Annotated in this window: 15 protein-coding genes, 2 tRNA genes and 3 rRNA genes; 19 read left to right on the forward strand and 1 reads right to left on the reverse strand. The window is 41.6% G+C overall.

The features are described from left to right. The first annotated feature begins 557 nt into the window (after positions 1–557). From EGS47_RS11610 to hisC, 13 genes are all read left to right on the forward strand, one after another. Positions 558–2,094, forward strand: a 16S ribosomal RNA gene (locus EGS47_RS11610). Between the two features lie 169 nt (positions 2,095–2,263). Beyond that, positions 2,264–2,340 (forward strand) — tRNA-Ile (locus tag EGS47_RS11615). A gap of 55 nt (positions 2,341–2,395) precedes the next feature. Then, positions 2,396–2,471 (forward strand) — tRNA-Ala (locus tag EGS47_RS11620). Positions 2,472–2,809: 338 nt separating this feature from the next. Further along, a 23S ribosomal RNA gene (locus EGS47_RS11625) occupies positions 2,810–5,703 on the forward strand. A gap of 174 nt (positions 5,704–5,877) precedes the next feature. Next, positions 5,878–5,992: ribosomal RNA gene (gene rrf / locus EGS47_RS11630) — 5S ribosomal RNA — on the forward strand. Together the 16S, 23S and 5S rRNA genes with 2 tRNA genes alongside form the textbook arrangement of a ribosomal RNA operon. A 201-nt stretch (positions 5,993–6,193) precedes the next feature. Beyond that, positions 6,194–7,642 (forward strand): RNA polymerase factor sigma-54, encoded by a 1,449-nt coding sequence (locus EGS47_RS11635; RefSeq protein WP_004987489.1) that lies wholly within the window; start codon positions 6,194–6,196, stop codon positions 7,640–7,642. 169 nt (positions 7,643–7,811) lie between these two features. Next, positions 7,812–8,150: a ribosome hibernation-promoting factor, HPF/YfiA family gene (gene hpf / locus EGS47_RS11640; RefSeq protein WP_004987488.1), complete on the forward strand. Its 339-nt coding sequence runs from the start codon at positions 7,812–7,814 to the stop codon at positions 8,148–8,150. Between the two features lie 132 nt (positions 8,151–8,282). Further along, positions 8,283–8,534, forward strand: coding sequence for a BolA family iron metabolism protein IbaG (ibaG, locus tag EGS47_RS11645; RefSeq protein WP_004987487.1), 252 nt, complete (start codon positions 8,283–8,285; stop codon positions 8,532–8,534). 6 nt (positions 8,535–8,540) lie between these two features. Further along, positions 8,541–9,797 carry a UDP-N-acetylglucosamine 1-carboxyvinyltransferase gene (murA, locus tag EGS47_RS11650; RefSeq protein ID WP_004987486.1) on the forward strand — a complete coding sequence of 419 codons (1,257 nt, stop codon included), beginning with the start codon at positions 8,541–8,543 and terminating at the stop codon, positions 9,795–9,797. Further along, the gene (gene hisG / locus EGS47_RS11655; protein ID WP_004987483.1) at positions 9,797–10,486 is read left to right on the forward strand and encodes an ATP phosphoribosyltransferase; all 690 of its coding nucleotides are present in this window, start codon (positions 9,797–9,799) and stop codon (positions 10,484–10,486) included. The genes murA and hisG overlap by 1 nt, the downstream gene beginning before the upstream one ends. A 118-nt stretch (positions 10,487–10,604) precedes the next feature. Further along, the gene (locus EGS47_RS11660; protein WP_004987479.1) at positions 10,605–11,267 is read left to right on the forward strand and encodes a DUF4272 domain-containing protein; all 663 of its coding nucleotides are present in this window, start codon (positions 10,605–10,607) and stop codon (positions 11,265–11,267) included. 134 nt (positions 11,268–11,401) lie between these two features. After that, positions 11,402–12,694: a histidinol dehydrogenase gene (gene hisD / locus EGS47_RS11665; protein WP_004987476.1), complete on the forward strand. Its 1,293-nt coding sequence runs from the start codon at positions 11,402–11,404 to the stop codon at positions 12,692–12,694. A gap of 172 nt (positions 12,695–12,866) precedes the next feature. Further along, complete coding sequence (gene hisC, locus EGS47_RS11670; protein WP_004987474.1) at positions 12,867–13,949, forward strand: histidinol-phosphate transaminase; 1,083 nt, start codon at positions 12,867–12,869, stop codon at positions 13,947–13,949. Positions 13,950–13,968: 19 nt separating this feature from the next. Here hisC and EGS47_RS11675 read toward each other — a convergent pair whose 3' ends face one another. Then, positions 13,969–15,300 carry an anthranilate synthase component I family protein gene (locus tag EGS47_RS11675; RefSeq protein ID WP_004987469.1) on the reverse strand — a complete coding sequence of 444 codons (1,332 nt, stop codon included), beginning with the start codon at positions 15,298–15,300 and terminating at the stop codon, positions 13,969–13,971. A 262-nt stretch (positions 15,301–15,562) separates the two neighbouring features. On the opposite strand from EGS47_RS11675, the gene EGS47_RS11680 reads away from it, so the two are divergent. The 6 genes from EGS47_RS11680 (at position 15,563) to EGS47_RS11705 (ending at position 23,592) form a co-directional block, all read left to right on the forward strand. After that, complete coding sequence (locus tag EGS47_RS11680; RefSeq protein WP_004987467.1) at positions 15,563–16,477, forward strand: DUF6160 family protein; 915 nt, start codon at positions 15,563–15,565, stop codon at positions 16,475–16,477. Positions 16,478–16,673: 196 nt separating this feature from the next. After that, positions 16,674–17,507 carry a C39 family peptidase gene (locus EGS47_RS11685; protein WP_004987466.1) on the forward strand — a complete coding sequence of 278 codons (834 nt, stop codon included), beginning with the start codon at positions 16,674–16,676 and terminating at the stop codon, positions 17,505–17,507. Positions 17,508–17,536: 29 nt separating this feature from the next. Continuing rightward, on the forward strand, positions 17,537–18,706 hold the full coding sequence (locus EGS47_RS11690; RefSeq protein WP_119686330.1) for a hypothetical protein: 1,170 nt from the start codon (positions 17,537–17,539) through the stop codon (positions 18,704–18,706). A 14-nt stretch (positions 18,707–18,720) separates the two neighbouring features. Next, positions 18,721–20,385 (forward strand): OmpP1/FadL family transporter, encoded by a 1,665-nt coding sequence (locus EGS47_RS11695; protein WP_125269657.1) that lies wholly within the window; start codon positions 18,721–18,723, stop codon positions 20,383–20,385. A 2-nt stretch (positions 20,386–20,387) separates the two neighbouring features. Beyond that, complete coding sequence (filE, locus tag EGS47_RS11700) at positions 20,388–21,641, forward strand: putative pilus assembly protein FilE (protein WP_228198117.1); 1,254 nt, start codon at positions 20,388–20,390, stop codon at positions 21,639–21,641. A 19-nt stretch (positions 21,642–21,660) separates the two neighbouring features. Further along, positions 21,661–23,592 (forward strand): hypothetical protein, encoded by a 1,932-nt coding sequence (locus EGS47_RS11705; RefSeq protein ID WP_119686327.1) that lies wholly within the window; start codon positions 21,661–21,663, stop codon positions 23,590–23,592. The last annotated feature ends 7 nt before the right edge of the window (positions 23,593–23,599 follow it).

Here is a 23,599-nt window from a genome sequence, read left to right on the forward strand (position 1 = left end):
AGAATCCTTAGTCGCCTCTTGCGGCAAGATTTTATACCATTCTATATAAAGATGGTTCTATTGAATAATAGGATCATAGCTGTTATTAAAACAAAACTGGGTAAAAAATGTTATAAAAAAGATAAAAAGATTAAAAACCGATCAAACACTCAAAATATTAAATAAAAGGGGTTGCGTTGGTTGTGGAATGCTGTAGAATGCGCACTCATCGGTGGTGATGCGGATAAAAACTTGTTGAAAAACAGGGTGTTGGTTGGGTCTTGAGGGATTTGATTGATATTTTGGTTGAGTAAAATGAGTTTTAAAAATATCTAAATTGCCTGTTGACTTTTAAGAGATTGAGAGTAATATAGCCGACCTAGCTTGATGCTGACGAAGCATGAAGAAGATCATTAAGAATATAGAAGAACAACTTGTGTGGATTTTTACTAATTGATTGATCGAAATATTATCATTAATTGATTGGTTTAAATTACTCGAAGTTTATTTGAGAGAATTTGTCAGTAATTGATGAGCCAGAATTGGCACCTTGTCTTTAATAAGGTGCGAAATGATTTTAACTGAAGAGTTTGATCATGGCTCAGATTGAACGCTGGCGGCAGGCTTAACACATGCAAGTCGAGCGGAGAGAGGTAGCTTGCTACTGATCTTAGCGGCGGACGGGTGAGTAATACTTAGGAATCTGGCTATTAGTGGGGGACAACATTTCGAAAGGGATGCTAATACCGCATACGTCCTACGGGAGAAAGCAGGGGATCTTCGGACCTTGCGCTAATAGATGAGCCTAAGTCGGATTAGCTAGTTGGTGGGGTAAAGGCCTACCAAGGCGACGATCTGTAGCGGGTCTGAGAGGATGATCCGCCACACTGGGACTGAGACACGGCCCAGACTCCTACGGGAGGCAGCAGTGGGGAATATTGGACAATGGGGGGAACCCTGATCCAGCCATGCCGCGTGTGTGAAGAAGGCCTTATGGTTGTAAAGCACTTTAAGCGAGGAGGAGGGTACTGGTATTAATACTACCAGCTACTGGACGTTACTCGCAGAATAAGCACCGGCTAACTCTGTGCCAGCAGCCGCGGTAATACAGAGGGTGCGAGCGTTAATCGGATTTACTGGGCGTAAAGCGTGCGTAGGCGGCTAATTGAGTCGGATGTGAAATCCCCGAGCTTAACTTGGGAATTGCATTCGATACTGGTTAGCTAGAGTGTGGGAGAGGATGGTAGAATTCCAGGTGTAGCGGTGAAATGCGTAGAGATCTGGAGGAATACCGATGGCGAAGGCAGCCATCTGGCCTAACACTGACGCTGAGGTACGAAAGCATGGGGAGCAAACAGGATTAGATACCCTGGTAGTCCATGCCGTAAACGATGTCTACTAGCCGTTGGTCTCTTTGAGGGATTAGTGGCGCAGCTAACGCGATAAGTAGACCGCCTGGGGAGTACGGTCGCAAGACTAAAACTCAAATGAATTGACGGGGGCCCGCACAAGCGGTGGAGCATGTGGTTTAATTCGATGCAACGCGAAGAACCTTACCTGGTCTTGACATAGTAAGAACTTTCCAGAGATGGATTGGTGCCTTCGGGAACTTACATACAGGTGCTGCATGGCTGTCGTCAGCTCGTGTCGTGAGATGTTGGGTTAAGTCCCGCAACGAGCGCAACCCTTTTCCTTATTTGCCAGCACTTTGGGTGGGAACTTTAAGGATACTGCCAGTGACAAACTGGAGGAAGGCGGGGACGACGTCAAGTCATCATGGCCCTTACGACCAGGGCTACACACGTGCTACAATGGTCGGTACAAAGGGTTGCTACCTAGCGATAGGATGCTAATCTCAAAAAGCCGATCGTAGTCCGGATTGGAGTCTGCAACTCGACTCCATGAAGTCGGAATCGCTAGTAATCGCGGATCAGAATGCCGCGGTGAATACGTTCCCGGGCCTTGTACACACCGCCCGTCACACCATGGGAGTTTGTTGCACCAGAAGTGGATAGTCTAACTGCAAAGAGGACGTTCACCACGGTGTGGCCGATGACTGGGGTGAAGTCGTAACAAGGTAGCCGTAGGGGAACCTGCGGCTGGATCACCTCCTTAACGAAAAGATTGGTTGATTGGTAAGAATCCACAACAAGTTGTTCTTCTGGTATCTGAATGAAAAAGATTTAGAGAGAAGCTTTTAAAAAAAGAGCGAGAATCAAACACTACGCACAGCGAAGCTGTTTGTCTTGCGAAACTTTTAAAGCGGTGCTTTAAAACTTTCTCAGGGTCTGTAGCTCAGTTGGTTAGAGCACACGCTTGATAAGCGTGGGGTCACAAGTTCAAGTCTTGTCAGACCCACCATTCTGACGAATAGATTAATGAGTACAGAGTTAAAGATACGTAAATGATATAAGCTGGGGACTTAGCTTAGTTGGTAGAGCGCCTGCTTTGCACGCAGGAGGTCAGGAGTTCGACTCTCCTAGTCTCCACCACGTACTTAAGAGAGTACGGGCTAGAGTAAATTATAGAGCTTAATAAATATAATGATTTATTAAGCTCTGTGATTAATCACAGTTTAATGTAGCTGACGAGGTTACATTAATTCATTAACAGATTGAGAATTGAGTCTGAAATAAATTGTTCACTCAATAACAAAGAGAGAAGAAGTCATTCTGATCTTAGAGTTAATTGAGAACTAGCAAATTAACTGAATCAAGCGTTTTGGTATATGAATTTAGATTGAAGCTGTACGGTGCTTAAGTGCACAGTACTTCAAACTGTAATGTTGGTAATACTACTTGTAGGTATTAACGACTGTTTGGGGTTGTATAGTCAAGTAATTAAGTGCATGTGGTGGATGCCTTGGCAGTCAGAGGCGAAGAAAGACGTGATAGCCTGCGAAAAGCTCCGGGGAGGCGGCAAATATCCATTGATCCGGAGATGTCTGAATGGGGGAACCCACCTACTATAAGGTAGGTATCAATAACTGAATACATAGGTTATTGAAGCGAACGAGGGGAAGTGAAACATCTCAGTACCCTTAGGAAAAGAAATCAATTGAGATTCCCTTAGTAGCGGCGAGCGAACGGGGATCAGCCCATTAAGTGATGTGTGTTTTAGCGGAACGCTCTGGGAAGTGCGACCGTAGAGGGTGATAGTCCCGTACACGAAAGGGCACACATCATGATGACGAGTAGGGCGAGGCACGTGAAACCTTGTCTGAATATGGGGGGACCATCCTCCAAGGCTAAATACTCCTGACTGACCGATAGTGAACCAGTACCGTGAGGGAAAGGCGAAAAGAACCCCTGTGAGGGGAGTGAAATAGATCCTGAAACCGCATGCATACAAGCAGTGGGAGCCGACTTGTTCGGTGACTGCGTACCTTTTGTATAATGGGTCAGCGACTTATATTCAGTAGCAAGGTTAACCGCATAGGGGAGCCGTAGAGAAATCGAGTCTTAATAGGGCGTTTAGTTGCTGGGTATAGACCCGAAACCAGGCGATCTATCCATGAGCAGGTTGAAGGTTGGGTAACACTAACTGGAGGACCGAACCCACTGTCGTTGAAAAGCCAGGGGATGACTTGTGGATAGGGGTGAAAGGCTAATCAAGCCTGGTGATAGCTGGTTCTCCCCGAAAGCTATTTAGGTAGCGCCTCGGACGAATACCATAGGGGGTAGAGCACTGTTTCGGCTAGGGGGTCATCCCGACTTACCAAACCGATGCAAACTCCGAATACCTATGAGTACTATCCGGGAGACAGACTGCGGGTGCTAACGTCCGTAGTCAAGAGGAAAACAATCCAGACCGCCAGCTAAGGCCCCAAAATCATAGTTAAGTGGGAAACGATGTGGGAAGGCATAGACAGCTAGGAGGTTGGCTTAGAAGCAGCCACCCTTTAAAGAAAGCGTAATAGCTCACTAGTCGAGTCGGCCTGCGCGGAAGATGTAACGGGGCTAAAACTATGTGCCGAAGCTGCGGATGTAACTTTAGAGTTACGTGGTAGGGGAGCGTTCTGTAAGCCGATGAAGGTGTGTTGAGAAGCATGCTGGAGGTATCAGAAGTGCGAATGCTGACGTGAGTAACGACAAAACGGGTGAAAAACCCGTTCGCCGAAAGACCAAGGGTTCCAGTCCAACGTTAATCGGGGCTGGGTGAGTCGACCCCTAAGGCGAGGCCGAAAGGCGTAGTCGATGGGAAATGGGTTAATATTCCAATACTTCTGTGTAATGCGATGAGAGGACGGAGAAGGTTAAGTCAGCCTGGCGTTGGTAGTCCAGGTGGAAGACAGTAGGCATGCATCTTAGGCAAATCCGGGGTGCTCTATGCTGAGAGTCGATATCAAGCTGTACTTGTACAGTGAAGTGGCTGATACCATACTTCCAAGAAAAGTCTCTAAGCTTCAGTTACACAGGAATCGTACCCGAAACCGACACAGGTGGTCAGGTCGAGTAGACCAAGGCGCTTGAGAGAACTCTGCTGAAGGAACTAGGCAAAATGGTACCGTAACTTCGGGAGAAGGTACGCTGCTGAGGGTGATGGGACTTGCTCCCTGAGCGCTTGGCAGCCGCAGAAACCAGGCCGCTGCAACTGTTTATTAAAAACATAGCACTCTGCAAACACGAAAGTGGACGTATAGGGTGTGATGCCTGCCCGGTGCTGGAAGGTTAATTGATGGGGTTAGCGTAAGCGAAGCTCTTGATCGAAGCCCCAGTAAACGGCGGCCGTAACTATAACGGTCCTAAGGTAGCGAAATTCCTTGTCGGGTAAGTTCCGACCTGCACGAATGGCATAATGATGGCGGCGCTGTCTCCAGCAGAGGCTCAGTGAAATCGAAATCGCTGTGAAGATGCAGTGTACCCGCGGCTAGACGGAAAGACCCCGTGAACCTTTACTGCAGCTTGACATTGAACTTTGACCTTACTTGTGTAGGATAGGTGGGAGGCTATGAAGATGTGACGCCAGTTGCATTGGAGCCATCCTTGAAATACCACCCTGGTAATGTTGAGGTTCTAACTCTGCCCCGTAATCCGGGGCGAGGACCATGTCTGGTGGGTAGTTTGACTGGGGCGGTCTCCTCCTAAAGAGTAACGGAGGAGTACGAAGGTGCGCTCAGCGTGGTCGGAAATCACGCGTAGAGTATAAAGGCAAAAGCGCGCTTAACTGCGAGACCCACAAGTCGAGCAGGTACGAAAGTAGGTCTTAGTGATCCGGTGGTTCTGTATGGAAGGGCCATCGCTCAACGGATAAAAGGTACTCTGGGGATAACAGGCTGATACCGCCCAAGAGTTCATATCGACGGCGGTGTTTGGCACCTCGATGTCGGCTCATCTCATCCTGGGGCTGAAGCAGGTCCCAAGGGTATGGCTGTTCGCCATTTAAAGAGGTACGCGAGCTGGGTTTAGAACGTCGTGAGACAGTTCGGTCCCTATCTACCGTGGGCGCTGGAAATTTGAGAGGATCTGCTCCTAGTACGAGAGGACCAGAGTGGACGAACCTCTGGTGTACCGGTTGTGACGCCAGTCGCATCGCCGGGTAGCTATGTTCGGAAGGGATAACCGCTGAAAGCATCTAAGCGGGAAGCCTACCTCAAGATAAGATTTCCCTGTGACTATATGTCACCTAAAGAGCCGTTCAAGACTAGGACGTTGATAGGTTGGATGTGGAAGCATAGTGATATGTGAAGCTGACCAATACTAATTGCTCGTGAGGCTTGACTATACAACACCCAAACAGTTGTTGTATTCAAGATAAATTCAATACAAAACTTGATTTAGTCAATAAACTAGTTACAATACCGACTCAATTTCCAATCCGTTAATAACTCTTTGGTTTGTAAGTAAGGCATACATTATTAAGTAATGTGAATAAGACCCCAAAGCACCACAACAGTTTGCTGGCGACAATAGCAAGAGTGAACCACCTGATCCCTTCCCGAACTCAGAAGTGAAACCTCTTCGCGCTGATGGTAGTGTGGCGTTAGCCATGTGAGAGTAAGTCATCGCCAGCTTTTAAATCTAAGGCACCCTCATCTTTATACAGATGAGGGTGCTTTTTTTTGGGAAAAATTTATATAAATTAAAAATTGACTCATCAGGTTGATTAAACGCTATTGAATGATATAGTTTGAATAGGATATCGTTAAAACTTATGCTATAAATAGCATGTAGGCATATTTTTTGCTTGGCGGGCGTGATTAGGGTATCGGTTTATGAAGCTATCTGTTGGATTGAAAGTTGCGAATAGTTTGTCGCTTACCCCTCAATTACAACAAGCAATCCGTTTATTGCAACTCTCGAGTCTTGAGCTTGAACAAGAAATTCAGATTCAACTGGATAGTAATCCGTTGCTTGAAAAAATAGAAGATGAAAGTAGCACAGAAAGTCTAACTCATTTAGAAAGCAGTGATACTAATGATTTAACACAAGATTTGAATGCTGATCATTTACCTAATGACCTTCCTGTCGATACCGATTGGGATGATGTCTATACGCATCAATCCACTGCTTTAGCATCGCCAGAATTTGAAGAGCGGGAAGATAATCGCCAAGCTCATCATACTTTAAAAGAACATATTTTAGAGCAAGTTAATTTATTGCATTTTTCTACAGTTGATAAATTAATTGCTTATTGCATTATTGATTGTCTGGATGATAAAGGTTTTCTTGATGCTGAAATTGAAGAAATTTTATTAGCAGCACAGCATTTGCTGATAGAAGCAGACTATGATGAAGAAATAGAGCACGATGAAATTCTGGTGGTGCTTAAGCATATCCAGCGTCTTGATCCAGTTGGTGTTGCTTCAATGAATTTGGCTGAATGTTTAAAAATTCAATTAGAAATGATGGATATTCAAACACCATTTCGTCGTGAAGCACTGAGTTTGTTACAGTGTTACGAGTTATTAATTGCCAATGACTTAAATAAGCTTTTGAAATCCACAGGCTTGAATATGAGTCAATTAAAAGAAGCAATTGGTTTATTAAAAACATTAAAACCTTATCCGGGTGCAGACTTTGAAAGTCAGGAGTCTGATTATCAAATTCCAGATGTGGTTGTAAATAAAAAAGATAATAGCTGGCAGGTGCAATTAAATCCTGATGTTTTACCTAAGCTAAGAATTAATTCTTTTTATTCAAATATGATTCGTCGAGCCGATCAGAGTGATGAAAATCTCTATTTACGTAATCAAATGCTGGAAGCTAAAAATTTTATTAAGAGTATTGATGAACGTCATAAAACATTATTAAAAGTTGCGACCTGTATTGTAGAACATCAGCGAGCTTTCTTTGAGATTGGTGCGGAAGGGATGAAACCGCTTGTATTGCGTGATGTGGCAGAAGAAGTGGAGTTGCACGAATCTACAGTTTCACGAGTGACCACCAATAAATATATGCTGACCCCACGTGGTTTATTTGAATTGAAATACTTTTTTTCAAGTCATGTGGGTACGACCTCAGGCGGTGAATGTTCTTCAACTGCAATTCGTGCCCGTATTAAAAAAATGATTTCAGTAGAAAATCCCCGTAAGCCTTTGTCTGATAATGCGATTGCGGAATTATTAAAAGAAGAGGGTATCGATGTGGCTCGTCGTACCGTGGCGAAATATCGAGAATCGTTACATATTCCTTCGTCATCTGAACGAAAAGTCTTGATCTGATTTTTAAAGTATGACTATTCTAGAGATTCATTGTTGCAAAATAATGAATCTTTTTTTTCACCAAAGGAGTAGCTGAAATGGTTTAATGATTGTGATGCAGAATTCTGTTTTGTCATTAGATCGGCTTGGCTATGACTTTATATCCTGAAAGAAGGTGAGGGATAGAATTATGCAAATAACAATTCGTGGACATCATTTAGTCATAACGCCTGCAATTGAGCAAAACATTAAAAGTAAGTTTGATCAACTGACTAAACATCTGGATCAGGTGAATAGTATGCAAGTGAAGCTTTCCAAAGACCATCAAATCGATAAAAGAACGCATAAAGGAAGTGCGAATCACATCGCGGAGGCGATTGTACGTTTGCCTGGCGTAGAACTTTTTGCTCAGGCTTCAGCCGATGATATGTATATGTCGATTAAAAAACTGAGTGAAAAATTAAAACGACAATTACAAAAACATCGCAAAATACAGTGTAATCATCAGCAACTCGTTGTTGATATTTAATTTTTATTTTCTGAAGAGGCTAACAATTAGCCTCTTTTTTTATTTATAAAATATGATCATGTGCTGAATTATATCGATGATTTATAGTAAAATAATGCGTTTTACGCCTAAGCTTGTATATGAGGTCTAGCAATGAATAGTGAGCAGCTCACTCAAATTTTACAAGAAGCTTTTCCAGATGCGGAAGTGGCTGTCACTGGTCAGGCGGGAAAATTTGACCTGCGTATTGTAGATGATCAATTTGAAGGTAAGCGCAGTGTTGCGCGTCAGCAAGCTGTTTATGCGCCTTTGAATTCTTATATTGCAAGTGGTGCCGTCCATGCGGTGACAATTCGGGCAATGACCAAAGCCGAATGGCGCAAAGCAAGCCTTTTCGGAGCATAATAATTAATGGATAAATTTTTAATTTCGGGTGGTACTAAGCTCGAAGGGGAAGTGCGCATTTCAGGTGCAAAAAATGCAGCTTTGCCCCTACTGGCTGCTATGATTTTAGCAGATTCTCCTATTACCTTGACCAATGTTCCAAATCTAAAAGATGTCAATACATTGGTGAAGTTAATTGCTGGTTTAGGTATTACCATGGAATATCAAGGTGATACGGTTAAGGCAGATACTTCGACTTTATCTAATCAGTTTGCACCATATGAATTGGTGAAAACCATGCGTGCTTCTATTCTGGTGTTGGGTCCTTTATTGGCACGTTATGGCAATGCACAAGTATCTTTGCCAGGTGGCTGTGCAATTGGCTCGCGCCCTGTCGATCAGCATTTGAAAGCTTTAGAAGCTCTAGGTGCGCACATCGAAGTTGAAAATGGCTATGTGCATGCCACGGTCGATGGGCGTTTAAAAGGCGCAGATATTACCTTTGATATGGTTACAGTCGGCGGGACTGAAAATATTCTGATGGCAGCAGTTTTAGCCGAGGGTGTGACCACACTACGCAATGCTGCACGAGAACCTGAGATTACCGACTTGGCTAATATGCTCGTGAAAATGGGCGCTAAAATTGATGGTATTGATACTGATACACTCATCATTACAGGTGTGGAAAGTTTGCATGGCTGCGAATATGCAGTCGTTGCAGATCGTATAGAAACAGGTTCTTATCTTGCGGCTGCTGCGATTACTGGCGGACGCGTGAAAACCACACATACCGATCCAAGTTTGCTTGAGTCAGTTCTTGAGAAATTTGAAGAAATGGGTGCAGAAGTGACCCGTGGTGATGATTGGATCGAGCTGGATATGCAAGGCAAACGTCCTAAAGCGGTGAGTTTTAGAACACTTCCTCATCCAGAATTTCCAACCGATATGCAGGCGCAGTTGATGGCGGTCAATGTGATTGGTCGTGGTTTTGCTACGATCTCAGAAACGATTTTTGAAAATCGTTTTATGCATGTACCTGAGCTTGCGCGTATGGGAGCCAACATTCAAGTTGAAGGGAACGATGCAGTGGTAACTGGTGTTGAAACCTTACAAGCCGCTCCTGTGATGGCAACGGATTTACGTGCATCTTTCTCTTTGGTCTTGGCAGCATTGGTTGCAGAGGGCGATACGCTGATTGACCGTATTTATCATATTGATCGCGGTTATGAAAATATTGAACAGAAATTGCAAAGTTTAGGCGCGAACATTAAGCGAGTCAGTTAATGAATGATATGAGAAACGATGATCCTAACTTTAACGTCATGGGAAATTTTGATCATGGTTTAACATTGGCACTCAGTAAAGGTCGAATTTTAAAAGAAACTCTGCCTTTACTGGAAGCAGCGGGCATAAATTTGCTTGAAGACCCAGAAAAGTCACGTAAATTAATTTTTCCAACGACACACAAGCAAGTGCGTATTTTAATTTTACGTGCTTCTGATGTGCCAACTTATGTTGAAAACGGTGCTGCCGATATTGGTGTCGCGGGTAAAGATGTGTTGATGGAACACGGTGCACAGCACGTTTATGAATTGCTTGATCTCAAAATAGCGAATTGTAAATTGATGACCGCTGGTAAAGTCGGCATGCAACGTCCACAAGGTCGCTTAAAAATCGCCACCAAATATGTCAATTTAACGCGTCAATACTATGCAAGCTTAGGTGAGCAAGTGGATGTGATTAAGCTCTACGGTTCGATGGAACTCGCGCCTTTAGTGGGTTTGGGTGATTATATTGTCGATGTGGTCGATACTGGAAATACTTTACGTGCCAATGGTTTAGAGCCATTGGACGAGATTATGAAAGTCTCTTCACGCTTGATTGTCAATAAAGCCAGCTTTAAGCGTAAACAGACTTTACTGGACCCGATCTTGTCGCAAGTCGAACAAGCAGTCAGTGATCGCCAATCTTAATTTTACTCCTTAAATGTCTTGTATTTCTGAACCGTCAATTTTTGGCGGTTTTTTATGGCTTGATCTTTATGAAGCAAGCGTAGAGAATAAAACCATAATTTTATTATGGGATTTTATAATGAAAAGTGTAAAACAACGTAAGCAAGAATCAATATCTAAATTAAGACAACAAGGTATTCCTTATATTGAACATTTACCCGTCATTGAATCGTTTGATGAGGCTTGTATTCGCTCTGCTGAGGAAATCGCGAAACGTGCAATTACTTGTTTACTCACCGTTCAGATTGCCTGTGATATTAACAACAATAAGTATGATCAACCAACCAAAGATTTTTTTATTGGATTATTCAATCAATATGAAGTGGCTGATCAACTCACGGCTAAAGAAAGTGCCATACTCAATGATCAAGCGGCGCCTCAAGATGTGATCAATATGGTGTGGAAATATGAATCTTATTGGGTTTTGCTTTGGGCTTTGGGAATTGTAGATGAATTAAATTATCCAGACCAAGTGGTTGATTGTGATTTTGCAATCCAAGCTGTTTCATCTTGTGATTCATTTGATACATTTATGCAAAAAACTCAACTTAGGGAAATCGAACAAATTTTGGATGAGGCCGATCTTATCTATCGTTATGACTGGGCATGTGTTGAGGCGAGATTAAAACAACGTCCGACACCTGCAAATCTAAATGCTTCGGTTGTTCTTGAACGTCATGCCGCACTCAATTGGCTTATTCAATATGATGCAGACTGGGATGAACCTGACGTGAATACCTGATTAGAAAATTAAATATAGTTTAATTTTATTTTCGATAAAACAAAGTCAGATCATTGATGATTGATTACCCACAAACCATCCGAAACAAGGTAAACTAAGTTTTTCTTTTCACTCAAAACCTTGTAGGTAAATTGATGCGACGTTTATCGACTCAAGATCAAAACTTCAAACAAATCTTTGCAGATTTGTTGGCGTTTGAGACTGTTAATGATCCTGAACTTTTAAAAACTGTAGATCAAATCATAGCTGATGTTCGTCAGTATGGTGATGATCATGTTCTTAAGCTCACTCAACAGTTTGATCGACATCCAGCGCATCAATTTTCAGATCTGGAACTGAGCCAAGAACAGCTCAAAGCGGCGTTTGATGCGCTACAACCTGAAATTCGTGAAGCACTCGAATTGGCTGCTGAACGTATTCGTAGTTTTCATCAGGCGCAAAAACAAGAAGGCTGGACTTATGTCGATTCATTAGGAAATACCTTAGGTCAGAAAGTTACGCCTTTAGATCGGGTCGGGATTTATGTGCCCGGTGGCTTAGCTTCTTATCCATCTTCTGTATTAATGAACGCGATTCCTGCACACGTTGCAGGCGTTCCTGAAATTATCATGGTAGTTCCAGCACCGCAGGGTGAGCTGAATCCATTGGTATTAGCTGCTGCCTATTTGGCTGGTGTAAATCGTATTTTTACCATTGGTGGCGCTCAAGCAGTAGCAGCATTGGCTTATGGAACCCAAACCATTCCTGCGGTGGATAAAATTACTGGGCCGGGGAATCGCTTTGTAGCGGCTGCCAAACGTGCAGTTTTTGGTCAGGTCGGTATTGATATGATTGCGGGACCATCTGAAATTTTGGTCTATGCAGAAGGCCAAAACAACGCCAAATGGCTAGCGATGGATGTTTTGTCACAAGCTGAACATGATACTGTTGCGCAAGCGATTTTTATTACGCCTGATGCAGACCTACTAGAGGATGTGGCGCACGCGATTGAGGAACATTTAGCTGCATTGCCTAAAGCCGATATTGCGCGCACATCGATTGCTAATCGAGGTGCTTTGGTCTTGGTGAAAGATCGAGCTGAAGCAATTCAACTCATCAATCAAGTTGCACCAGAGCATTTAGAGCTTTGTCTGGATGATGCCGAAGCCATGAGCCAAGACATCCGTCATGCAGGTGCCATTTTTATGGGACGCTATACACCAGAAGCGATTGGGGATTATTGTGCAGGGCCAAATCACGTTTTGCCGACCTCAGGTACAGCGCGGTTTTCTTCACCGCTTGGTGTCTATGATTTCCAAAAACGTTCAAGCCTGATTATGTGTTCAGAAGCGGGTGTTAAAACGCTTGCCAGAACAGCGGATTTGTTGGCGCAACAAGAAAATCTGGATGCCCATGCACGTTCTGCTCGTTATCGTTATGACGTTTAAAATAGAAATAGGTGTCGTGGTCTAGCGCTATCATCAATATAAACCTCTCCTTTTCGAAACTATATCGCTCCTCATCTCCTAAAAAGAGAGGGAACTTGTCAGGAGCGATGCGAAAGGTTTGAAGACTCCTCTCTCTTTGAGAGGTTAGGAGAGGGCAACAAGAGAATATAAAATGACGTTTACAACAGAACAAATGCGTTTCTGGAGTCCAGAAGTTCGTGAATTAGAACCCTATACACCGGGTGAACAGCCTAAAATCCAGAATTTACTCAAGCTTAATACCAATGAGAATCCGTATCCACCTTCTCCAAAAGTAGTGGAAGCGGTGCAAGCCGTATTGGCACACCAAGCAGATGCTTTGCGTTTATACCCAGATCCCGATGCGACTCAATTGAAACAAGCAATTGCCACTCAGCAAAATGTGAGCGTTGAACAAGTTTTTGTGGGTAATGGTTCGGATGAAGTCTTAGCTCATATTTTCAAAGCCTTTTTTATTCAGGATCAACCGATTCTTTATCCAGATATTACCTATAGTTTTTATCCTGTCTATAGTCAGTTTTTTGGTGTGAAAACTCAACAAATTCCACTGAATGATGATTTTGAAATCGTGTTGGATGATTATCGTCAAGCCAATGGCGGCATTATTATTACCAATCCGAATGCACCGACGAGTATTGCTTTGTCACTGCAACAGATTGAGCAGATTTTACAAGCCAATCCTGATCGTGTGGTGGTGATTGATGAGGCCTATATTGATTTCGGTGCTGAAACTGCGGTCGGGTTAGTCAATCAATATGACAATTTAGTGGTGTGTCAAACGACTTCAAAATCACGTTCATTGGCAGGTTTGCGTGTCGGCTTTGCCATTGCTCAAGCACATTTGATTGCTGCACTTGAAGCAGTAAAAAATAGTTTTAATTCATATCCGATGGATCGATTTGCGATTGCAGCGGCGGTTGCATCATTTGAAGATCAGGCTTATTTTGAAGCACAATGCCAAAAGGTGATTCAAAGTCGAGATAAGTTGGTTGAGGAATTAAAAGAAATTGGTTTTAAGGTGTTGCCATCTAAAGCCAATTTTATTTTTGTGACACATCCCGCGCGCGATGCTGCTGAGTTAGCAATACAATTACGTGAGCAAGGCGTGCTTGTACGTTACTTTAATAAACCAAGGATTGATCAATACTTACGAATTACTATTGGTACAGATCAACAAAACCAACGTCTTGTAGAGACTTTAAAGACACTACTTTAAGTTTATTTATCGTCAAAACTTAATCTTTGATCTGCCATGTATTGAGTAAGTCGAGCATGGCGGACACTTTATCAAAACATTCCTGATATTCTGCATCGCAATCAGACGCAATGGTAATTCCACCCCCCGCCCAAACCGAAAGCTCATCCTGAAACTTTTGAATGCTGCGAATCAGGATATTCCAACGACCAGAACCATCAAAATTAAAATAACCGAGTGAACCACAATACGCTCCACGTGGTGCCCCTTCGAGTTCTTCGATAATTTGCATCGCACGGATTTTAGGTGCTCCAGTGATAGAGCCACCCGGTAACGCGGACATCAATACTTCAAACGGATTGACGTCTGGCTTTAATGTCGCTTCAATTTCACTGACCATGTGATGAACCTGATTAAAACTTTCAATTTCAAACAGTTTATTGGTTTTGACCGAACCTGTTTCTGCATAAACACTTAAATCATTACGAAGCAAATCCACAATCATGACGTTTTCAGCTTGATCTTTTTCGGAAGCTTTTAATTTTTGTTTCGATGCAGCATCCAGTTCAGGATCATCAAAACGCGGCATCGTACCTTTAATTGGACGTGTAATAAGTTGCTGTTGATTAAATTCAATAAATAACTCTGGAGAACAACTGAGCAATTCAAAATCATCCAGTTTTAAATACCCTGCGTAAGGTGCATCGGTAAGGCTCCAAAGGTGTTCAGCACGGCTTAACAGTGAACCTTGCGCTTTGGCGATAAATTCTTGAGTTAAATTAATTTGATAGCAATCACCTGCTAAAATATAATCTTGAATCCGTTGAAATGCTTGACGATAAGTTGCGGGTGACCAACGTGGGCGTAGTGTTTGTTGTAAAGATAAAGTCTCAATTTGAGTCTTTTGATTGAGTAAGATTTCAAGTTGTTGCCATTGTTGTTCAGCATCATCCGCATCACTATAAAAATACCAATGATCATCGTGAAACTTTAAAAAGCTATCGTACTGCCCGATATAAAAAGAAGGCTGTAAACGTTCTTTGACAGGAGTAAATTGATGGGCTGCATAATCATAAGAGATGAAGCCAATATAGCCACCTGAAAAAGTTGCTGCTGTTTGAGGATTATTTGCAGAATGGAATTGAATAAAATTGTCAATAGTGAATTCATCCATCATTTCATATTGATAAATTGAATTAATTTTAAAATATTTAAATTGTTTATTGTTATAAACTACATAATGTCGAGGGTTAAATGCTATCACTGGATGATTTTGATCCTCTAGAAAAACCAGTCCATGTGTAGAGTGAAGTTTGAATAATATTTCAGAAGTAGATCTAATATTTTGATTTAACTTACAAAAAAACTTCACTGAGACAAGCCTAAAAATATGAATAAAGATGAAACCGTGATTTTACTACAGAACGCCAACAGACATAAGCTACCGAACCGTTTATCGGGTAGTTCATCAAATTTGATTAACAGCAGTTGAACAAAAATTAACAGAGTTGTAATTTAGAGAGGCAAATTCAGCTACTCATGGATAGGACGTTTCTACTGGGGAAATTCAAAAAACCGTAGAAACATAGAGTAGTGAAAACCAAAAAAAATAAATGCTCTTGGGAGAGTACGGAATGAAAATGTTTACTAAACTTGCTTTGGTGTCTTCAATTGCGATCAGTGCAAATGCAATGGCAATGCAGTCAATGGATGATGCTGCGCTTAGCTCGACCACAGGTCAAGATGGTCTGAATATTGGTATCGGTATTTCTAAAGTAACCATTGATCAATTAGCGATCCATGATAACGATGGTTATTCTGATACAACTAAAGGTGGTACAAGTACTGGTGGTGCTATCGTAATTAAGGCAAATGGTGATGGTACAAACGGTACAATTACACATGGTATTGAAATTACACCAAATACTGCATCTCTTTTAACATCGCATAACCTTGCTGATTTAGTTATTGATACCGATGGCGGTGGTGCTAATGGTGCATTCTTGAATATTGCGGCGCAAGTTTCTGGTTTGAATATCAAAATTGGTGAAATTGGTATTGCGAAAAGTAAAACCTATACAGCAGGTTCAGTAGCTCGTGGTGTTGAAACTACAGGTTATAATAAAATCTTGAATGGTTTGACTTTGAAAACTGGTAAAATGGATGCCAATATCCAATTAGGTACAGCTCCACAAGGTGCTATGATTAATCTTAAAACAACTATGGTTGGTGGTCTAGAGCTGGCTAACCTATCAATTCATGACGGATCAGCAGGTGCTGGTGGCGACATCGTACTGGATAGCATTAAGGTTGCTTCTACTGGTAGCACAACAGGTGACTTAAATGTTGATGCATCTGTGAAAGTATTAACGACTGGTCTGCAAATTACTTCAAATGACGCTGCTGGTAATGATATTTATATTAAAGGTATCCATCTAGGTAGCTCATCAGTTGGTTCAATTGGCGATGTTGAAATTAGTGGTGTAAAAACTTTCTATGGTGCTGCTGGTACTACAGCGGGTTCACAAATTACAATTTCTGGTCACTAATCTCATTTAGATTTATCCATAAAGAAAAACGCGCATTGATGCGCGTTTTTTTATTTACATCAGTTACAAAAAAAGACGCATTCTGTCAAAAAAATAAAAAAAAAGGTATCTTCAACAGACAAGGAACGTAGAGTACTTACTCTAAAAATAATAGCAACGTAAGGGCATCAGATGCCAAAAGTAGAAAAGTCAGATTATGTTAGAGATTACATTGGGGTCGGCACTGATTTATTACTTTGCGACTCAAGCCTTTGATATTAAGGAAAAGCCGCCGGGTACTGTCAACTACACAGAAGTTCTCGATTCACGTGAACCTTCATTCACTCGTTTTCACCGCGAACAGGTCAATATTAAACCTGCGGTTGAAGATCAATTCCGAGGCATCGTCCGTCAAGCCTATGACTATAGTTGTGGTTCGGCCGCATTAACGACTTTGTTAAATGGTTATGTGGGTACTCGTTTAACCGAGCAGCAAACCATGAACGGGCTTTTACGCTTTGGTGAATATAACCGTATTGTAGAACGTCGAAGCTTTTCACTATTGGATATGAAGCGTTTTGTGACTGCGTTAGGTCTAGAGAGTGGGGGATATCGGGGGGAGTTCTCTGATCTGATTAAACAAGGACAACCTGCAATTGTTCCAATCTCTTATGCGGGATTTAAACATTTTGTCGTTTACAAAGCTTATAAAAATGGACGCGTTTATGTAGCTGACCCCGCTTTGGGAAACATCAGCTTTGATCAGGAAAGATTCAAAGAGATTTGGGAAAATAACACTTTATTTTTAATTAATGTTCCTGAAGCTCAAAGACAAAATATGTTGGCACTACAAGATGCTGATATGCGCCATGTGGAAGATGCAACCGTTAATAAATATGCACTTGTTGATATTCAATATCCGACTTTTTATATGGAAAAGATTGCAGATAGAGCATCAACTGTACGCAGAGGGCCTGATTTAAATAAAGAATCAGATACTTATGGTCAGAACATTAATACTTTTATGCGCTTGTATTACAAGCGTAAATAGTCAGAAAAAAAATAAGTGGTAGGAAATAGATGATGAGAGCTCAATGGATGAATAAAACTCTACTTGCAGTCAGTATTCAAATTTTTATGATGGGTGGTGTATATGCGGCAGATGTAAAGGCACAGGATGTGCCAACAGCATCTAAGCCAGCAACTGCATTTACAGAACCTGATCCAAATGCAACAGCTGTACAACCTGAGGATGCACCTGCGATTGAACCCGCTCCAGTTGCTCCACCTCATACAGCTCAAACTGTTCAGTCAAACGGTGCAGCTGAGGCATTACAGAAACAAGAAGGCGATGCAACACAGGAAAGTAACCTGCAAGAAGTATTTACTTCAAATGAGCGTCAGTATTCTTTGATCAAAAGAGGCGAGATCTCGACGTATTATGATATCGATTATACCTACTATCGAGATAGTCAGTTAAACCTTGCCATTCAGGATGGTAGCGTTGCACAGCTAAGAGTAGATGAAGATGCAACCCACACCCTGACCAATACCTTTACCTTGCAATACGGTCTACGCGATAATTTGACATTATCGACCTCGCTTCCATTTGTTGCGAAATCAGATAATTTAAAAGATACGACCACCGCAGGATTGGGTGATATTTCATTTGGTGCACGTTGGGAACCGTTTCCTTTAAAAGCAGGTCGTTTACCTCTGATTTTGTTTGGTAATATTTCGACTAAAACAGGCGATAGCCCTTATGAAGTCAACCCAACCAAAGACCTATCTACAGGTAAAGGTTATTATTCAGCAGGGATTGGCGCAAGTACTCGTAAATATATTGATCCAGTCGTATTATTCGCTTCGGTTTCGGCCAACTATGGTTTCAAAGAAACAGGTTTAAATCAGATTCGTGGTACACGAATTATTGATGAGTTTGATCCTGGGATTAGTGGTGGCTTTGCTTTTGGTTTTGCGTATTCGTTTAACTACGATGTTTCTTTGACGATGTCTTATCAGCAAAGTTTTAATACTCAAAGTGAGTTCACCTATAACACTGGCGAAACTTATAAACCAGCCGATCAAACCAGTGCAACATTCTCGATTGCACTTGGGGTACGTGTTTCACCAGATACCATTGTAAATGGTACGTTGGGAATTGGTCTAACTGAAGATGCGCCTGATGTTTCATTAGGTCTATCTTTCCCATTGGATATTGTTGGTTTTGCCAAGAAAATTCGTAACTAAAGGGAGTAGTCGGTATGTTATACCCAAGACTACGCCCGTTAGCTGCTACGATTTTCTTAACGGGCTTTTCAAGTGTGACTTTTGCACAGCTTGGACAAAACTTATCAGTTGATATTCGATCATTATCTTTGGGAAATGCGGTGACCGCAGATCCTCCTGGAATTAGTGCGATTCATTTTAACCCAGCAGGGTTGGCTAAAATTGAAGGTTTACAAACTGATGTACAAGGGATTGTTGCAAACTTTAATGTAAAACGTGATCTTTCTGCACCAGCAGGCTATAACGTATTTGGCTATTCTGATGATCCTTTGGTCTGTAATGATGCACCTGAAAACCCATCTAGCTTGTGTACCGATTTCAAAGGTACAGTGAATGCAGATGTGGAATATGCCAGTATTTATGTGCCTATCTTAAAAAAGATGGTGGATTTAGGTGAGGGTGTTCCTATCGCTGCACCTACAGCAGGTATTGCCTATAAACCACCGGGTTCAAAAGTCACATATGCAACCGCAATTTATGCACCTTTGATCGTAGGTTATGGCTCTGAAAATGGAAATCCTGGCAATTTTATGGGGCAACAGGTTGCATTTGAGCGCATTACCTACCTATCACCATCATTTGCATTCCAAGTCAATGATGAGTTGTCTCTAGGTGCATCATTGGGTATGTCTTATCAGGCAATTTCCTTAAAAACAGATTTACGCTTCCCTAATGAATTGATTGGTGTGTTGCGTATGGTGGATGATGTGGTCTGTTCGCCATTTCGTGATAATTCAGACATCATTACCGATCTTTTACTATTAGGTCTATGTAATGCCAATGAAGGTCTCAATCCATTTGGTAAATTTGGTCAACTCAAAGCGACCATGGAGCAATCATTAGCGCCAAGTTATAACTTGGGCTTAATGTGGGAACCTTCGGATGATTTTGCTTTTGGTATGGTTTATCAAAGCGAAAGTAAAACAAGAATGAAAGGCAAATATTATATTGATAATGCCAATGCTCCGCGTGAATTGATTCGAGCTTTAAACTCATCTGCGACGGGCCAAATTTTTGCTGCTATTTTAGGATTTCCATCTTACATTCCAGCCAGTGAATCTGGTTTGGTTTCGATGGATTTAAAATATCCAGCGCATTTTCAGGCAGGGATCAAGTATAAAGTTTTTCCAGACTTACAAATTAATTTTGATGTGGGCTGGACAGATTATAAGCAGTGGGATCAATTCAGATTTGAATTTGATCGTCAAGTTTCAGCGCTTAAAATTGCAAAATTGCTTTCGAGTGGGGTGACGGATAGCACTTTATCTGTACCTTTAAAATTTACCTCTCCATGGAGTTGGGGGATTGGTGTGGAGTACTCGGCAACTGATCGTTTGAAGCTACGTGCTGGGTATGAGCCTCGCGCTTCTGCAACACCAGATGATAAACGTAATACATTGATTCCAATCAATAATGCACAATTATTTGGTTTGGGATTAGGTTACCGATTTGATGCGGATACAGATATTGATTTGACCTTAGCTTTCTTACGCAGTCGTGACAACATTCCTGCATGCTCAAGTTCGTTGTCAAATGCTTGTGGGATTGATAATTTAATCTTGAACCCTTATGCAGGATTAAACGTTCGTACTAATACACAAGTTACGATTTTAGGGATTAACTACAGAACAAGATGGTAAGTATGTTTAAAAGTAAAAAATCAATGGCGTATGTTTCATGGGTACTGTTTTCATTAGGAACAGTACCGATGGGATATGCTGCCGATTTTTTTACAATTATTGGGCCGGATGGTCGTCCTTTGGTGATTCCACGTGATCCCGTGGAATCTAAAAAGGCAACTTATCGGAAAGTAGTTACCGAGCCAGATGATACGTCTAAGGTGGTTGAATCTAAACCAGTTCAAGCGACTCGCTCAGAGTCTATAAAAATCATTCAACCACAGGTTATACAACCAGATCATTTACAAAAAGAAGCTGTTCCTATAACAGCAAAAAGTGTGACTAAAACTTTGCCTGAAACAATTGTTCAGCAAAAAGAATCTTCTGAAACAAAAAATGTAGCGTCTGCACAAGTTCAGTCAAATCAAAAGCAAGGAAAACAAGCACAGCCTGCACAGTCAGCTCAGACTCAGACTCAAGCCAAAGTATCCTCAACAACGCCACAAACTCAAAAAGTAAAGACCGAAACTCATTTAAACTCAACTGATCAGCCACCTCATAATGAAGCTGATCAACACATCGATGAGTTAAATGGCGAAAAATATATTGATAGCGAATATTTAGAAGAGAAAGAGTTTAATCTTGAAGGTAAAAAACGATTTTACGTGATGCCTGAAGGCATTGTTGATGCTCGACTCGGTGCGGTGCGTATGCAGCCAGAACAACGTGAAAAAGGGGTAAATAAGTCCTTTTTACAGTCGATGTTGAAAAAGAATCAAAATGAAAAAGCAGAAGAAGTATTGGCCTTATCTTCAACCTATTATCGCATGCCGAAAGAGCAAGTGGTTGAAAGTCTAGAGACAGCATGTTTTACAGGTAAGAAGATGAAAGATGCCAAACTCTTCAATGTTGAAAAGCAAATAGGACTATGGCCAAGAAAACCCATCAAAGACACTTTTGATTATGATGTGGTTAAATTATCTGCACCATTGAAACAACTGAAACTGACCTCTTATGCTACGACTGAACAGAATCCAACATTTTACTGGCCTTTTGTGGTATTTCTGGATCAGAAAGGATGCATACTTGAAGGTGTAAGTGGCTACAAAAATCAGGAATTTCCAGCCACCATGTTGCAACATGCGGCAATTGAAGGAACGATAAGACTTCCAGATCAGACATCTTATATATTGTTGACCCCATTAGCTTCAGCATTAGATGTTCAGGAAAAATCTTTATCAAATCAAGGACAAATAAAATTAACGGCGATCCGTTAGGTAATAAAGTGATTGTATTATGAAAAAGCAAATATGGATTCCTTTTACATTAACAGCTCTCATGGCTGCTTTAAATGGTTGTGGTGGAGAGGGTGGCAATATTCATGTTGATCCTCCAGGAAGTACCGGCGTTACTGCAAGTACCAGTTGTTCTACCACTTCTACGGATTGTCTTGAGTTTGTTTTTGATTACCCAGTAGCAGGTTTAAACTTTGATTGTAGTAGCGATACAACGAATCACTTTATTACTCAAAATAGCTCTAATGCGGTCTCTGGTGCGTGTAAATTAGGTGATACTGTAACATTTTCGATCAAGGGACAGGGAACGGATAAGCAGATTAAATTAGGTGCGGTCGATTTAAAAACGATCACTTCTTTGAAAATATCAGATGCTCCTATTTCTTTAGTCGATATAGCGACAGCGATGGTTGGTAAAGCCCCTGCCAGTCTAGATCCAAATGATGAAACCATTAAAGTTGCGATGGGCTTAGTTAAAATTTTTCAGGCTGCGGGAGCAGTGAACGAAAAGAATGCGATTGGTGATCTTCAGCCGATGGAATTAGATGAAGATTATAAAAGTAATCTGAAAAATATTAGCCAGTCGATTGATGTGAGCAATTTTAAAGATGGTAGTTATGCGGCGCTATTAAAACCATGGGTCGATGTTTCAGAAGTCAGTGATCAGACCGCTTTCGATGTTGTGGTGAAAATGCTGAATATGCAAAATGCGGGTAGCTTCCAATCTGACTTTTTACCATGGCCACTCCCTGCCGAAAGTGGTGTCGATCAGCAATATATTGAAGGTTTCCATGGTAAGAGCTTATTAGGCAATGAAATTATTGCCAATATGTACTTACTCTCGGATCGTACTGGACACACATTTGGTTATGGTTTGCAATGGAAAGGCAAGCCTGATGATAAGACCAGTGAGGGGACGATCATCAGCGATTCCTTAAAACGTCTGACACTCATTAGTAAAATCGCACCAAAGAAAATGAATGCTGAGGCGCAAACGAACTGGATTAATCCATTAACTAAAAAGTTGGCGAGTAGTCCTTTTGTATTTTCTATGGCGGATCAAAGTGGTGATCCACTCAAAATTACCCAAGGCCGTTTAATTAACGGTTACATCATCACAGGAACAGAGGCTGTCTATAAACAGGCAACTGGTTCTAAAGAGGGGGATGCGGCCAGCTATGGTAAGTGGACACAGCAATTTAGCCCAGAACAGTTTGATGGCAGCATTGATGTCTCGAAAACCAATCCGATTACCTATCTCGACAAGAAAATCTTAACGACACCAAATAATGTGAAGTCGGGCGAATATTATGTTTTCCCAATGTATGCAACTTTGAATTTTAAATTTAGTGATACCAGTGTTAAGGATGTCAAACTGGGAATTGTGATTGATGAGAATGGTGATATTCGTTCGGATATCCGACCTGATGCTACAGCGAATGATATGTCGGGTACTTGTGCGAGCATAAATCCAGCGACAATGGTGGACAGCAATGGCGTTCAACAGTTTAGAATTGGGACTACGGGTTCAGGTAATTATGCTGAAACCGATAAATCATTAACTATTCGAATGATTTTAACCAATGCAAAATTTGGATTACTGGAAGGAATTATTTTAGGATTGAACCAGAATCTCTCTGTTCGAGCAGGAAGTGATACAGGACAATCCTCTCAAACATTGACTTCAGGCGGCGTAAAAATTAACTTACACAACCTATTAACCGATCATAATACGACGCGTGGCGTGAATATTACGAACTTTAGTAATGCAGAAGCGAACTGGATTAATATTCATGCGGCTTATCAAAAAGTCTATAACAACATTAAAGATATCTCACCTGCACCAACTCCTGCACAGCAAGACTTGGCCAAACGTGTGAATGGTACCTTAAGTATCGATCTACCAAGCTGTTATACGATTAAACAAAAGTAATCAGTTC

Origin of the sequence: Acinetobacter sp. FDAARGOS_515, from assembly GCF_003938865.1 — a bacterium.
Classification (GTDB): Bacteria; Pseudomonadota; Gammaproteobacteria; order Pseudomonadales; family Moraxellaceae; genus Acinetobacter; species Acinetobacter ursingii.